Consider the following 14099-nt stretch of genomic DNA (forward strand, 5'->3'; position numbering starts at 1 on the left):
GGGGCCTGCGCCGGCACGCCATTGTGAGGGGGTCGGAGAGGCGCTTATCTCGCGGTTGCGAGACACATCGCGTCAGCCAATCCAGGACGGTTCATGGCCCAGTCTGAAGGGTCCACCAAGCGCTCCTCCGCCGCCGGCGGCTGGGGTGCTCTGAAGAGCTGCGGCAAGCACCTGCTCGGCAGCCGCGCACCCCTCACCGGCGCCCGCGCGCTGCTGAAGGCGAACCAGCCCGACGGGTTCGACTGCCCCGGCTGCGCCTGGGGCGACCCGGAGCACGGCTCGTCCTTCGAGTTCTGCGAGAACGGCGTGAAGGCGGTCTCCTGGGAGGCGACCGACAAGCGCACGAAGCCGTCCTTCTTCGCCAAGCACACCCTGACCGAGCTGCGCACCTGGAGCGACTACGCCCTGGAGGGCCAGGGCCGCCTGACGCACCCGATGCGCTACGACGCTGCGAGCGACCGCTACCTGCCGGTGAGCTGGGACGAGGCCTTCGCGGAGATCGGCGCGACCCTGCGCGGGCTCGACCATCCGGACCAGGCCGAATTCTACACCTCGGGCCGCGCCTCCAACGAGGCGGCGTACCTGTACCAGCTCTTCGCCCGCGCCTACGGAACCAACAACTTCCCCGACTGCTCGAACATGTGCCACGAGGCGAGCGGCGTCGCCCTGATCGACGCGATCGGCATCGGCAAGGGCACGGTCCTGCTGGAGGATTTCGAGAAGGCGGACGCGATCTTCTGCGTCGGCCAGAATCCCGGCACCAACCACCCGCGGATGCTCGGCGACCTGCGCCGGGCCGCCGAGCGCGGCGCCAAGGTCGTGGTTCTGAACCCGGTCCGGGAGCGCGGCTTGGAGCGCTTCGCCGACCCCCAGAACACCGTCGAGATGCTGCGCGGCGCCAGCCGCCCCATCGCCAGCCACTACCTGCAGCCGCGCTCGGGCGGCGACATGGCGGCCTTCCGGGGCATCGCCAAGGTCGTGTTCGCCCGCGACGCCGAGGCGCTGGCGGCCGGCCGGCCCTCGCTCCTCGACCGCGCCTTCCTCGAGCACCACACCGCCGGGCTGGAGGCCTACCGCGCCGCCGTCGAGGCGACGTCCTGGGACGCGATCCTCGACCAGTCGGGCCTGACCATGGACGAGATCGCCGCGATGGCGGACGTCTACCTCGGCGCCCAGCGGGTCATCGCGACCTGGGCCATGGGCGTGACCCAGCACCGCCACTCGGTGGCGACGATCCGGGAGATCGCCAACCTGCTGTTCCTGCGCGGCCATATCGGCCGGGCCGGCGCGGGCCTCTGCCCGGTACGCGGCCATTCCAACGTGCAGGGCGACCGCACGGTCGGCATCAACGAGCGCCCGTCCGCAGCCTTCCTGGACTCCCTGGAGCAGCATTTCGGCCTCGCCATGCCGCGCCGGCACGGCCACAACGTCCTGGCGGCGATCCGGGCCATGCGTGACGGCACCGCGAAGGCCTTCATCGGGCTCGGCGGCAACTTCCTGCGGGCGACGCCCGATACGCCGGTCGTGGCGCAGGCGCTGGCCTCGTGCCGGCTCACCGTGCACATCGCCACCAAGCTCAACCACGCCCACCTCGTGCCGGGCGCGGTCGGCTACCTGCTGCCCTGCCTGGGCCGAACCGAGATCGACCGGGGCGCCGAGGGCAAGATCCAGATCGTGACCGTCGAGGATTCGATGAGCATGGTCCACGGGTCGGGCGGCATCAACAAGCCGGCCTCCAAGGAGCTGCGCTCCGAGATCGCCATCATCGCCGGCATGGCGCAGGCGACCGTCGGCTCCGCCGCCATCGACTGGGCCGGGTTCGCCGCCGATTACGACCGGATCCGCGAGGCGATCGCCGCCACGATCCCGGGCTTCACCGGCTACAACACCCGGGTGCGCAAGCCGCGCGGCTTCATGCTGCGCAACCTCGCCGCCGAGCGGGTGTTCGAGACCGCCACCGGCCGGGCCACCTTCTCGGCCGACGCCCTGCCGGCCGAGACCGAGCACCAGGCCGCGCGAAAGACCCGCGACACGTTCGTGCTGCAGACCTTCCGCAGCCACGACCAGTACAACACGACGATCTACGGCCTGGATGACCGCTACCGCGGCGTCTACGGCGAGCGCCGCGTGATCTTCGCCCACCCGGACGACCTCGCGGAGATCCGCGACCGGCTCGGCGACCGGGTCGACGTCGTCGGCACGCACGACGACGGCATCACCCGCCGGGCGGAGGATTTCCGCCTCGTGCCCTTCGACATGCCGCGGGGCGCGCTGGCCGGCTACTATCCGGAGCTGAACGTGCTCGTGCCGCTCTCGACCTACGGCGAGAAGAGCGACACGCCGACCTCCAAGTCGGTGCTGGTCACCCTGCAGGCGCGCGCGGCCGCGTGAGCGCGGAGCCCGACGAGGCGGCGTTCGTCGCCGCCCTCGACCAGGTTTCGGCCGCCCGCCCGGATCTCGACCCGCTGGCGGCGGGCCTCCTGGCGGCGCTCGACCTCGGCCTGCCGGGCGACAGCCGCGCCTTCGCCCGCACCTTCGGGGTGGAGCACGCCCTGGTGCTGCGCGCCCTCTCGGGCCTGGACGAGGCGGGCCTCGTCGCCGTCACGGCCCGCGACGGGCGCACCCAGCGGACGCGCTACACCACCGCCGATTCAGGGCCGTCGGTGCCGTCATCACGCGCGTAGCGAAGTAACCCAGGGACCGCGACAGACTCGGGCGTGGCGCTGCCCTGGATCGCTTCGCTCCGGCGGGGACGGACGCGCTCAGAACCCCTTCGCCTTGATCGCCTCGGCCCAGGTGACCGCCCGCCGGTTCACGCCGAGATGCTGCCGCTCGTAGAGCCGGCCCTCCAGCTTGATCGCGCCGCGCTTGGCGTATTCCGGGCGCTCGAACGCCTCGATCACCAGCTTGGCCCGGCGCACCTCCTCCTCTGTCGGAGCGAAGGACGTGTTGGCCGGCTCCAGCTGCGTCGGGTGGATCAGGGTCTTGCCGTCGAAGCCCAGGTCCCGGGCCTGCCGGCACTCGTCGCGGCAGCCCTCTGTGTCGGCGATGTCGTTGTAGACGCCGTCGAGGATCGCGAGCCCCTCCGCCCGCGCGGCGGCCAGCGCCATCATCATCCAGGGCAGCATCGGCACGCGGCCGGGGACGATCTTGGCCCAGGTGTCCTTGGCGAGGTCGTTGGTGCCGAGCACGAGGCAGGTCAGCCGGTTGCGCGGGTCGCGCTTCGCCCGGGCGATCTCCTGGATATTGAGGATCGAGGCCGGAGTCTCGATCATCGCCCAGATCGCGATGCCGTCCGGCGCGTCGAGGGATTCGAGCCGGTCGGCGATGCTCTCCAGCACGGCGGGGGACGAGACCTTCGGCATCAGAATCGCGTCGGGCTCGGCCTCGATGGCGGCGTGGAGATCCGCCTCGCCCCACGGGGTCTGCGGGGCGTTGACCCGGATGACCAGCTCGCGGCTGCCGTAGGCGCCGCTCTTCACCGCGGCGCAGACCTGATCGCGGGCGAGCTCCTTCTCCTCCGGGCCGACGGCGTCCTCGAGGTCGAGGATGATGCTGTCCACCGGCAGGGACTTGGCCTTGTCGAGCGCCCGCTGGTTCGAGCCGGGCATGTAGAGCACGCTGCGGCGCAGGCGCAGATCGGTGGTCGTGGCCATCGGCTTCTCCCTCCTGGGCCGTCGCGCGGCCTCCCGTCGTTGCGCTGCACCCTAAAGCACGAACCCGGCCGCGCCACACCCTAAAGGTCGGGGCGGGTGAGTCCCCGCGCGGTTTGATACCGCGCCGTCTCTCCGCAGATCGAAGCCGCGGTTTGGTCATGTTCCGCCGCTTAAAGGCCGGACGAAACCAATTCTCGAAGTCCGGGATCTCTACGATGCGCAAAGTCTTGGTCACCCTCGCCTTGCTCGGAACATTGGCGGCACCTGAGGCGGCCCGGGCCCAGAGCCGGACCACCCTCGGCGTCGGCTCCGGCGCGGTCGCGGGGGCGCTGGTCGGCGGCCCGATCGGCGCCGTCGCGGGGGCCGTGGTCGGCGGCTTCGTGGGGAACTCGTCGGAGCGCGGGCGCCGGCACGTCCGCCGGGGACGCCGCTACGGCTACGCGGCCCCGCGCCGGTCGTACCCGCGGCGGGCGGAGGCCGCCGTACCGCGGACCACCGGCTCCGTGGCCCGCGCCGCGCCGCCGGCCCAGCCCACCACCTGGAAGGATCCGCGCTAGCACGCCTCGAGGTCGCGCGCGGCTGCCGCCTAGGCCGCCGGTTCGAGGGCGGCCGCGGCCGGCGTCCGGAACGTGTCCCGGGCGAGGCGCGGGAACGCGATCGCCTGTCCGAGGCCCCGGGCGCCCAGGAAGCTCACGAAGGCCAGCCACAGCCCGGTATTGCCGAAGCCCAGGCTCTCGACGAGCGCGAGGATCGCGCAGTAGGCGGCGAGCGCGCACACCATCAGGTTGCGCATCGCCCGCGTCCAGGTCGCGCCGATATAGATCCCGTCATACGCGAAGGGCGCCGCGGCGGCGAGCGGCGCCAGGGCGGCGAGGACGAGGTAGGACCGGGCCGCCTCGCGGACCGGACCGTTCGTGGTCACGGCATCGATGAAGGCCGGGCCGCCCGCCAGAGACACCAGGCTGACCGCGAGGCCGAAGCCGAGGCACCAGCGCAGGCTCAGTGTGGCGGCCGCGTCGAACGCCTCCCGGTCCCGGGCGCCGACGGCCTGGCCGCACAGGGTCTCGGCCGCCGTGGCGAAGCCGTCGAGGAAGAAACCGCCGATCAGGAACAGATTCCACAGGACCGAGTTCGCGGCCAGGACCACGTCGCCCTGCCGGGCGCCGAGCGCCGAGAACAGCACGATGCCGGTGATCAGCGCGAGCGTCCGCAGGATGACGTCGCCGTTGACGCTGAGCGTCCGGCGGAGCGCCGCGGCGTCGCGGAGGTCGCGCAGCGGCACCCGGAAGGGCCGGGAGCCGAGCCGCGCCAGGAGTATCAGCCCGAGCCCGAGCCCGAGCGCCTCGGCGCCGAGGGTTGCCAGCGCCGCGCCGGCGAGGCCCAGGCCGAAGCCCAGGACCAGAATGAGCGTCAGCGCGACGTTGGTCAGGTTGATGGCGATCTGCAGCAGCAAGCCGAGATCGGTGCGCCCGCGGCCCAGGACCGAGCCGAGCACGCCGTAGCTCGCCAGCACGAAGGGCGCGGACAGGATGCGGATGTGGAAGTAGGTCGCGAGACCGGCGATGACCGCCGCGCTCGCCCCGCTGATCGCGAGGGCGAGCTGCGCGAGGGGCCCCTGCAGGGCTACCAGGACGAGCCCGATCAGGGCGCCCGCCGCCAGCGCCCGCGCCAGGATGCGTTCGACCTCAGCGTCGTCGCGCCCTCCGACCGCCTGCGCGGTCAGGCCGGCGGTCGCCATGCGGAGCGCCCCGAACGACCAGAAGATTGCGTCGAAGATCACCGCGCCGAGGGCGATGGCCCCGAGCAGCGCCGCGTCGCCAAGCCGCCCGATCACCGCCGCCCCGATGAAGCCGAGCATCGGTGTCGTGACGTTGGCGATCGTCATGGGCAGCGCCAGGGCCAGGACGCGGCGGTTCGTCGGGCGGGCCGGGCTGGCGACGGTGTGCATCATGCCGCACGCTACGGAGACGCGCCGCCCGCGAAAAGCGCTCCGATCGCATCGGCGGGTTGCGGTGGCGGGCGGCCGATCTGCCCGAACCCGCGGCGCGCTGGGACGTCGGGGCGCGACCGTGCCGGATCGGCCCCGGACCCCGTCAGCGGGAAACGGCGAAGAGGCGCGCGATCAGCCAGAGCGGCACGACGACGATCGCCCCGGCGACGATCCAGCCGCCGAAATCGTGGAGCGAGGCGAGCCCGACCTCCACCAGCGCCCGCGCCGAATCGTAGACGTGCCAGAACAGCCGCCCCGGCGTCAGGCCGAGCATCGACATGAAGGCGCCGACCAGCACCGACAGGAACAGGAGCCGCAGGAACACGCCGGCCGGCGAGCCGCCGAGGAACCGCCGCAGGGCGGAGGGGCGCGACCGGTAGCTGTCCGCGCCATAGGGGGCGTTTGGCGGGGCGCCCTGCTGATAGCCTTGCCGGCGCCGGTCGTGATCGACGAGCATTGCGTCCTCGTGAAGCCTCAGGGCCCTCGGATCGGCGACGAAGCGGGCGGAACCGTGACCGGCACACCACACCGCGTCGAAACTCGAGCGCGGATCAGGCGTTGGCGGGTTTCTCGCGCGCCGTGCAGATGGCAAGCGGCGTCGCGCGCGCCAAGATGCCGGACGGGGTGGACTACGCCGCGGGACTCTCGCGGCGCGGCCTCGGCCAAAGGGAGAACTCCCGGGAATCGGGAATTGGTGTGAGAGGCTCTGAGTGCCGACGGGACCATACGCACGATGATCGACCACGCCCTGTTCGACCCGGCGACGATCGATCCCGAGACGCTCCGGCTCAATGCCGAGATCGTCTCGGCGCACGCCGCGCTGCCCGATCCCTGGTCGCTGCCGATCGCCGAGGTGCGCGAGCGGCGCCGTCTGGGCACCAAGGCGGCGCCCGCCATGCCGCACAGCGCCCGGGCCGAGTGGCTGACGATCGACGGGCCCGGCGGCCCGCTCAAGCTCCGCGTCGTCCGGCCCAAGCCCGGCACGAAGCTGCGCGGCGCCTACCTGCACATCCACCGCGGCGGCTGGGTCTGGGGCTCCGCCGACGAGCAGGATCCCTGGCTGGAGCGCATCGCCGACACCTGCGGCTTCGTCGCCCTGTCGGTCGAGTACCGCCTCGCCCCCGAGCACCCGTATCCGGCGGCGCTGCTCGACTGCGAGGCGGCGGCCCTGTGGCTGGCCGGTCCGGGCAAGACCGAGTTCGGCATCCACGCGCTGACCATCGGCGGCGAGTCGGTGGGGGCGCACCTCGCCGTGATGGTGCTGCTGCGGCTGCGCGACAAGCACAACCTGCCGCGGGCCTTCCGGGGCGCCAACCTCAACGCCGGCTTCTTCGATCTCGGTCTCACTCCATCGGTGCGGAACTGGGGCGAGGAGCGGCTGGTCGTGAACACCCGCGACCTGACCAAGTTCGCCGACGGCTACGTCCGGGAGGGCATCGACCGGCGCCGGCCGGACGTGTCGCCGATCTACGCCGACCTGAAGGGTCTGCCGCCGGCCCTGTTCACCATCGGCACCGCCGACCCACTCCTCGACGACACGCTGTACATGTCGGCGCGCTGGGCGGCGGCGGGCAATGGCGGCCACACGGCGATCTATCCCGGCGGCTGCCACGTCTTCGCCCGCTACCCGAGCCCGATGAGCGAGCGGGCGCTCGAGCTGATCGACCGCTTCCTGATGGCGCTCGCCTGAGCGACCCGTCCGAGATCCTGCCGGAGCGGTTCCGCGCCTGGTTCGCCGGGCGCGGCTGGGCGCCCCGATCGCACCAGCTCGATCTCCTGCGGATCGCCGGCGCCGGCCGCTCTGCCCTGCTGGTGGCGCCGACCGGGGCCGGCAAGACGCTGGCCGGCTTCCTGCCGAGCCTCGTGGCCCTCGCCGAGCGTGGCCCCCAGCGGAAGGCGGCGGGCCTCCACACCCTCTACGTCTCGCCCCTGAAGGCGCTCGCGGTCGACATCGCCCGCAACCTGGACGCGCCGATCGCCGAGATGGCGCTGCCGGTGCGCGTCGAGACCCGCACCGGCGACACCCCGGCCCACAAGCGCACCCGCCAGATCAGCCGGCCGCCGGACATCCTGCTGACCACGCCCGAGCAGCTGGCGCTGCTGATCGCCCATCGCGAGGCGGCGGAATTCTTCTCCGGATTGCGCTGCGTGGTGCTCGACGAGCTGCACGCGCTGGTGACCTCGAAGCGCGGCGACCTGCTGTCCCTGGCGCTGGCGCGGTTGCACCGGCTGAGCCCCGGCCTCGCGGCGATCGGGCTGTCGGCCACGGTGCGGGAACCGGACGAGCTGCGGAAGTACCTGGTGCCGCAGGGGCCGCTTCCCCCTCCTCCCGCCGCGCGCGGGGACGGCGCGTCCAGTCCTGACGCATCTCCTCCCCCACCCCGACCCTCTCCCGGACGGGACGGGGAGCCCGTCGCGCCGCCCATGGCCGATCTCGTCACCGTCGCCGGCGGCGCGAAGGCGGACCTGCGCATGCTCGATCTCGGCCGGGCGCTGCCGATCTCCGGCCACACCGCGTGGCACTCGATGCCGGCGATCTACGACCTCATCCGGGAGCACCGGACCACGCTGGTCTTCGTGAACACCCGCCTCCAGGCCGAGTACACGTTCCAGGAGCTGTGGCGGCTTAACGACGACGCCCTGCCGATCGCGATCCACCACGGCTCGCTCGACGCCCAGCAGCGTCGCCGGGTCGAGGCCGCGATGGCGGCGGGCCAGCTCCGGGCGATCGTCTGCACCGCGACCCTCGACCTCGGCATCGACTGGGGCGACGTCGACCTCGTGGTCAATGTCGGCGCGCCGAAGGGCGCCAGCCGCATCATGCAGCGGATCGGCCGGGCCAACCACCGCATGGACGAGCCCTCGAAGGCCTACCTCGTTCCGGGCAACCGCTTCGAGATGCTGGAGTGCCAGGCGGCCCTCGACGCCGTGGAGGAGGCCGCCCAGGACACGCCGGACGCCCGCCAGGGCGCCCTCGACGTCCTCGCCCAGCACGTCCTCGGCATGGCCTGCGCCGACGCCTTCGATCCGCTCCACCTCTACGACGAGATCGTCTCGGCCGCGCCCTACGCCGGGCTGACCTGGGAATCGTTCGAGCAGGTGGTCGACTACGTCGCCACCGGCGGCTACGCGCTGCGCGCCTACGAGCGCTTCGCCAAGATCCTGCGCGGTGCGGACGGGCTCTGGCGCGTGCGCGACGCCCGCACCGCCCAGGCCTACCGGATGAATGTCGGCACGATCGTCGAGGCGGCCCGGGTGAGGGTCCGCCTCGGCCGGACCCTGCGCGGCAAGCCCGGCACGGTGCTGCCGAAGACCGGCCGCGTGCTCGGGGAGATCGAGGACGAGTTCGCCGAGACGTTGACGGTCGGCGACACGTTCCTGTTCGCCGGCGAGACCCTGCGCTTCGAGGGGCTCGCCGAGGACGAGTGCCTCGTCACCCGCGCGCCGGCCGGCACCGACCCGGCGATCCCGTCCTACGCGGGCGCGAAGTTCCCGCTCTCGACTTTCCTGGCCGCCCGCGTGCGCGCGCTGATCGCCGACCCGTTCGAATGGGACCGCCTGCCCGAGCAGATCGGCGCCTACCTGCTCCAGCAGCGCCGCCGCTCCGTCCTGCCGGGCGAGCGCGACCTGCTGGTGGAGACCTTCCCGCGGGGCAAGCGCTACTACCTGACGGCCTTCCCGTTCGAGGGCCGCCTCGCCCACCAGACCCTCGGCATGCTGCTGACCCGGCGCCTGGAGCGTTCCGGCCTGCGCCCGCTCGGCTTCGCGGCCAACGATTACGGCATCGCCATCTGGTCGACCCGCGACGTCTCGGAGCGCGCCGCGATCGATCCGGACTTCATCGGCGACCTCTTCGCCGTCGACATGCTGGGCGACGATCTGGAGGCGTGGCTCGACGAATCGGCCATGATGAAGCGCACCTTCCGGCAATGCGCGGTGATCGCCGGGCTGATCGAGCGCCATCACCCGGGCCAGAAGAAGTCCGGCCGGCAGGTCACGATCTCGACCGACCTGATCTACGACGTGCTGCGCAAGCACCAGCCCGACCACCTGCTGCTGCGGGCCGCGCGGCAGGATGCGGCAACCGGACTCCTCGACGTGAGGCGCCTCGGCATGATGCTAGAGCGCATCCAGGGGCGAATCATCCACAGGTCTCTCGACCGGGTCTCGCCGCTCTCCGTATCCGTGATGCTCGAGATCGGGCGCGAGCGGGTCTACGGCGAGGGCGCCGACGAGATCCTGGCCGAGGCCGAGGCGGAGCTTCTCCAAGAGGCTCTGTCCTGACCGCCGATCCGCCCTCCCCCGACGACACCGAGGATGCGATCTTGGCGGCCGGCCTGAGACTCGAGAAGACTCACAAGCACCCCACCCTGATGCTCGCGGGCGAGACCCTGGTGCTGGACCTCTGCGGCGGCCTCTGGCTGCCCGAGCACCGGACGCTGATCGTGTCCGACCTCCACCTGGAGAAGGGCTCGTCCTACGCGGCCCGCTCCGGCCAGTTCCTGCCGCCCTACGACACCCGCGAGACGCTCGCCTGCCTGCACGAGGCGGTGGTGCGGCACGATCCGGCCCGGGTGGTGGCGCTGGGCGATTCCTTCCACGACGCCCGCGGTCCCGAGCGCATGGAGCCGGGCGACCGCGCCCTGGTGGCGGCCCTGCAGGAGGGGCGGGACTGGGTCTGGATCGCCGGCAACCACGACGCGGCCGTGAACGAGGGCGTCGGCGGCCGCTACGCGGACGCGCTGACGCTCGGCGGCCTCGTCCTGCGCCACGAGCCGAGCCCGGAGCCCGTGCCCGGCGAGATCGCCGGCCATCTCCATCCCTGCGGGAAGGTGGCGATGCGCGGGCGGGCGGTGCGCCGCCGCTGCTTCGTCACGGACGGCACCCGCCTCGTCATGCCGGCCTTCGGCGCCTACGCCGGCGGCCTGAACGTCCGCGACCGGGCGATCGAGAGCCTGTTCCCCGACGGCTTCACCGCCCATCTCCTCGGGGACGGGCGGGTCTTCGCCATCGGCCGGGCGCAGCTCGCCCGGGACTGAGTCGCCCGGTCAGGCCGTCTTCATGAACCGGATCACGCTCTCCGACAGGCTCGTCGAGTGGCCGGCGAGGCTCTCGGCGATGCCCTGGACCGCCTGGGCGAGCTGACCGGTGGCGTTGGCGGCCTCGGAGACGCCGCCGATATTGCCCGCCATCTCGTGGGTCGAGACCGCCTGCTCCTCGACGGCGCTCGCCATCGCCAGGGTGAGCTTGGACAGTTCGTCCACCGCGGCCGTGATCATCTCGATGGCGCCGACCGCCTCGCCGGTCGCGCTCTGGATCGCCGAGACCTGCTGCGTGATCTCGCCGGTCGCCTTGGCGGTCTGCTCGGCGAGCGCCTTGACCTCGGAGGCCACCACGGCGAAGCCGCGCCCGGCGGCGCCCGCGCGGGCCGCCTCGATGGTGGCGTTCAGGGCGAGCAGGTTGGTCTGGTCGGCGATCGACTTGATCATGCCCACCACCGCGTCGACCTTGCGGGCGTTCTCGGCGAGCTGGCGCATGGTCGCGTCGGTGGTCCCCGCCTGGGCGGCGATCTGCTGCGCGCGCTCCGAGACCCGCCCGACCTGGCCGGAGATCTCCTGGATCGCGCCGTTCATCTGCTCGGAGTTCGACGCGACCGACGACGCCTTGTGGCGCGCGGATTCGGCCGACTGCATCAGGCCCACGGCCGAGCTCTGCATCTCCTGGATGGCGGAGCCGACGGCCTCGACGACCCGCTTGACGTCGGTCTCCATGTTCACCTGCGCGGTGACGACCGCCCAGGTCAGCATCGGGCCGAGGTACTGCCCCTTCTCGTCGTTCACGGCCGTGACCCGCAGGTTGAGGGTCTCGGGCCCGACCTTGATCTTGGTGCTGTGCGGCAGCCGGCTCGCGTCGGCCAGCATCGTGCGCTGGTGGCTGGGGTTCTTGTGGAAGATGTCGAACGAGCGGCCGAGCATGTCGTCGACCTTCACCGGCAGGTGCTGGTCGATCGTGCCGAGGGTCTTGCGCGACGTGGCGTTCATGTAGTCGATCTTGAAGTTGTCCTTCAGATTGGCCGTCATGACCGCCACCGGAACGTTGTCGATCATCGTCAGGAGCCGGTTGATCTCCTTCTTCTTCGCCGAGATGTCCGCGGCGAACTTGACGACCTTGATCGGCTTGCCGCGCGCGTCGAGGACAGGATTGTACGTCGCCTCGAGCCAGACCGAGTCGCCCTCCTTGTCGAGGCGCAGGAACTCGCCCGTGACGTACTGGCCGTCCTTCAGCTTGCTCCAGAACGCCGCGTAATCGGCGGACTCGGCGTAGCTCTTGTCCACGAAGATGCGGTGATGGCGGTTCCGGACGTCGCTGAGGCCGTATTTCATCAATCGCAGGAAGTTCTCGTTCGCGTGAAGGACCGTTCCGTCCATCGAGAACTCGATGATCGCCAGCGAGCGGTCGAGCGCGTCGATCTTGGCCTGGGCTTCATTGAAAACAGTGCGATTGAACATGGTACGGCTCGCGTTCCCCCGGCGTGGGGGGTAGCCTCACAGCGTTAATGAATCCCTTATTCTGGCATTCGTCCAGTTTAAGAGTTGCCTGACGGAAATCGAATGCTTGGAGCGCCGCGCCCTCTGTGCGTCCGTAACCGGACCGACGCCATCGTCGAGATTGCATTCAAATATAAACTCGGTCAGGGCCGAAGCATACTTACGAATATCAGAACCAGCCGCGCATGCGAAAGTATACGATCGGCGCGACCGCGCTGATGAGGATCAGGCCGAGCGCGTAGGGATATCCGAGCGCCCAATCCAGCTCGGGCATGTGCTTGAAATTCATGCCGTAGATCGACGCGATCAGCGTCGGCGGGACGCCGACCACCGAGACGACGGTGAGGACGCGGAAGACGTTGTTCTGCTCGATGGTGATCAGGCCGAGGGCCGCGTCGAGCAGGAACTGCACGTTCTCGGCGAGCCGCGTCTCGAACTCGTCGAGGGATTCGATGTCCCGCTTGATCGTCTCGAAGCGCGCATCCTCCGGCAGGCCGAGGCTGTCGCAGGCCGCGGCGACGAACGGGATGATCCGTTCGAGCCCGAGCAGGCTCGACCGGATCTTGCCCAGAACCTTCCCGCGGTTACTGATGCCGCGCAGGATCCGGCGCAGGGCGAGGTCGCGGCGCCGGGGCGGCGGGCTCTCCAGGCGCCGCCGCTCGGCACCGCGGACGTCGAAGTCGAAGATGCGGGTCGAGAGCGTGTCGAGCTCGGAGCCCATATCCTCGAGGGCGTCGGCGAGGCTGTCGACCAGTTCCTCCAGCACGACGAGAAAGATCTCACTCGGCGTCGTGCTGCCGTCGCCGTCGGCGATACGCTTCGCGGACGCCTCGATGGCGCGCAGGTCGTGGAAGCGGATCGTGACGAGGTGATCCTTGGTCAGCAGGAAGCCCAGCGGCTTCAGCTGCGACGCGCTCTGCTCGAACGTGATCATCGGGGTCGAGAGCGAGAGGCCGCCCTTGACCCGGCGCAGGCGGCTCGACGTCTCGACCTCCGAGAGCGCCGCCCGCGACGGCACCCGCAGGCCGGTCGCGGCCTCGACCGCCGCAGCCTCCTCCGGCGTGGGGTCGTTCAGGTCGAGCCACACGGTGTCGCGCGCGATCGGGCCGCCGGGTCGCAGCGCCACCGGGCCTTCGGGTCCGTGCAGGCTCAGCATGAGAGCGCGTTATCCATGAGGGGGAACGGGGCCGCCGGCGCGTCATCGCACCGTCGCGCGGGGGTGCGACAGCCTTGACTCGGAACCCGCCCGCGCCTATCTCGCGGCCGTCTTTGGCACTCGCCGAGACAGAGTGCTAACAGTCGAGTTTGCGAGCGGTCCCGCCGGCCGCATCAACGCCAACTCAAGACCTGAAGCAAGAGGGCAGCTCATGAAGTTCCGTCCGCTGCACGACCGCGTGGTCGTCCGTCGCATCGAAGGCGAAGAGAAGACCAAGGGCGGCATCATCATCCCGGACACCGCCAAGGAGAAGCCGCAGGAGGGTGAGGTCGTCGCCGTCGGTCCCGGCGCCCGCGACGAGGCCGGCCGCGTCAACGCGCTCGACGTGAAGGCTGGCGACCGCGTCCTGTTCGGCAAGTGGTCCGGCACCGAGGTCAAGATCGACGGTCAGGACCTCCTGATCATGAAGGAATCCGACATCATGGGCGTCGTCGCCGCCTGATCGGGTCACCCGCCATCGCCCTTTGAGGCCGTCCCGGCCTTGGGGTTCAACAACCAGCTAAGAGGCACACAATGGCAGCGAAAGACGTTCGTTTCTCCGCCGACGCCCGCGATAAGATGCTGCGCGGCGTCGACATCCTCGCCGACGCGGTGAAGGTGACGCTCGGCCCGAAGGGCCGCAACGTCGTGATCGAGAAGAGCTTCGGCGCCCCGCGCATCACCAAGGACGGTGTGACGGTCGCCAAGGA

At 71.0% G+C, this 14099-nt stretch carries 13 protein-coding genes; 8 read left to right on the forward strand and 5 right to left on the reverse strand.

All coding sequences use genetic code 11. The features are described from left to right. Positions 1-93 precede the first annotated feature (93 nt). Positions 94-2391, forward strand: coding sequence for an FdhF/YdeP family oxidoreductase (locus tag BM419_RS04545; RefSeq protein WP_042673294.1), 2298 nt, complete (start codon positions 94-96; stop codon positions 2389-2391). After that, positions 2388-2684, forward strand: coding sequence for a hypothetical protein (locus tag BM419_RS04550; RefSeq protein ID WP_020093557.1), 297 nt, complete (start codon positions 2388-2390; stop codon positions 2682-2684). Before BM419_RS04545 ends, BM419_RS04550 begins: the two co-directional genes overlap by 4 nt. Positions 2685-2762: 78 nt before the next feature. Here the strand turns inward: BM419_RS04550 and BM419_RS04555 are convergent, their stop codons facing one another. Then, positions 2763-3656, reverse strand: coding sequence for an HpcH/HpaI aldolase/citrate lyase family protein (locus tag BM419_RS04555; RefSeq protein ID WP_020093558.1), 894 nt, complete (start codon positions 3654-3656; stop codon positions 2763-2765). 215 nt (positions 3657-3871) lie between these two features. On the opposite strand from BM419_RS04555, the gene BM419_RS04560 reads away from it, so the two are divergent. After that, complete coding sequence (locus BM419_RS04560) at positions 3872-4213, forward strand: YMGG-like glycine zipper-containing protein (protein ID WP_026604994.1); 342 nt, start codon at positions 3872-3874, stop codon at positions 4211-4213. 29 nt (positions 4214-4242) lie between these two features. On the opposite strand, the gene BM419_RS04565 is transcribed toward BM419_RS04560, so the two are convergent. Next, entirely contained in the window at positions 4243-5607 is a 1365-nt protein-coding gene (locus tag BM419_RS04565) for an MATE family efflux transporter (RefSeq protein ID WP_020093560.1), read from the reverse strand. 142 nt (positions 5608-5749) lie between these two features. Next, positions 5750-6103: a DUF6460 domain-containing protein gene (locus BM419_RS04570; RefSeq protein WP_020093561.1), complete on the reverse strand. Its 354-nt coding sequence runs from the start codon at positions 6101-6103 to the stop codon at positions 5750-5752. 276 nt (positions 6104-6379) lie between these two features. Between BM419_RS04570 and BM419_RS04575 the strand changes: the two genes are divergently transcribed. Genes BM419_RS04575 through pdeM form a run of 3 tightly spaced genes read left to right on the forward strand, consistent with a single transcriptional unit; the run spans position 6380 to position 10685 of the window. Then, positions 6380-7336 carry an alpha/beta hydrolase gene (locus BM419_RS04575; protein ID WP_020093562.1) on the forward strand — a complete coding sequence of 319 codons (957 nt, stop codon included), beginning with the start codon at positions 6380-6382 and terminating at the stop codon, positions 7334-7336. Then, entirely contained in the window at positions 7333-9930 is a 2598-nt protein-coding gene (locus BM419_RS04580; RefSeq protein ID WP_026604995.1) for a ligase-associated DNA damage response DEXH box helicase, read from the forward strand. The genes BM419_RS04575 and BM419_RS04580 overlap by 4 nt, the downstream gene beginning before the upstream one ends. A gap of 41 nt (positions 9931-9971) precedes the next feature. Further along, positions 9972-10685, forward strand: coding sequence for a ligase-associated DNA damage response endonuclease PdeM (pdeM, locus tag BM419_RS04585; protein ID WP_020093564.1), 714 nt, complete (start codon positions 9972-9974; stop codon positions 10683-10685). A gap of 9 nt (positions 10686-10694) precedes the next feature. On the opposite strand, the gene BM419_RS04590 is transcribed toward pdeM, so the two are convergent. Together BM419_RS04590 and BM419_RS04595 are read right to left on the reverse strand one after the other, a co-directional pair. Then, positions 10695-12155 carry a methyl-accepting chemotaxis protein gene (locus tag BM419_RS04590; protein WP_020093565.1) on the reverse strand — a complete coding sequence of 487 codons (1461 nt, stop codon included), beginning with the start codon at positions 12153-12155 and terminating at the stop codon, positions 10695-10697. Between the two features lie 208 nt (positions 12156-12363). Next, a complete protein-coding gene (locus BM419_RS04595) occupies positions 12364-13350 on the reverse strand; it encodes a CorA family divalent cation transporter (RefSeq protein ID WP_020093566.1) in 987 nt (328 codons plus the stop codon). 211 nt (positions 13351-13561) lie between these two features. Between BM419_RS04595 and groES the strand changes: the two genes are divergently transcribed. Both groES and BM419_RS31625 read left to right on the forward strand, forming a co-directional pair. Then, positions 13562-13852 carry a co-chaperone GroES gene (gene groES / locus BM419_RS04600; RefSeq protein WP_020093567.1) on the forward strand — a complete coding sequence of 97 codons (291 nt, stop codon included), beginning with the start codon at positions 13562-13564 and terminating at the stop codon, positions 13850-13852. 71 nt (positions 13853-13923) lie between these two features. Continuing rightward, positions 13924-14099, forward strand: a 176-nt coding sequence (locus tag BM419_RS31625) for a TCP-1/cpn60 chaperonin family protein (protein ID WP_280141959.1), incomplete at its 3' end; no start/stop codon positions are given.

This window comes from Methylobacterium sp. yr668 (assembly GCF_900116245.1).
Lineage (GTDB): Bacteria > Pseudomonadota > Alphaproteobacteria > Rhizobiales > Beijerinckiaceae > Methylobacterium.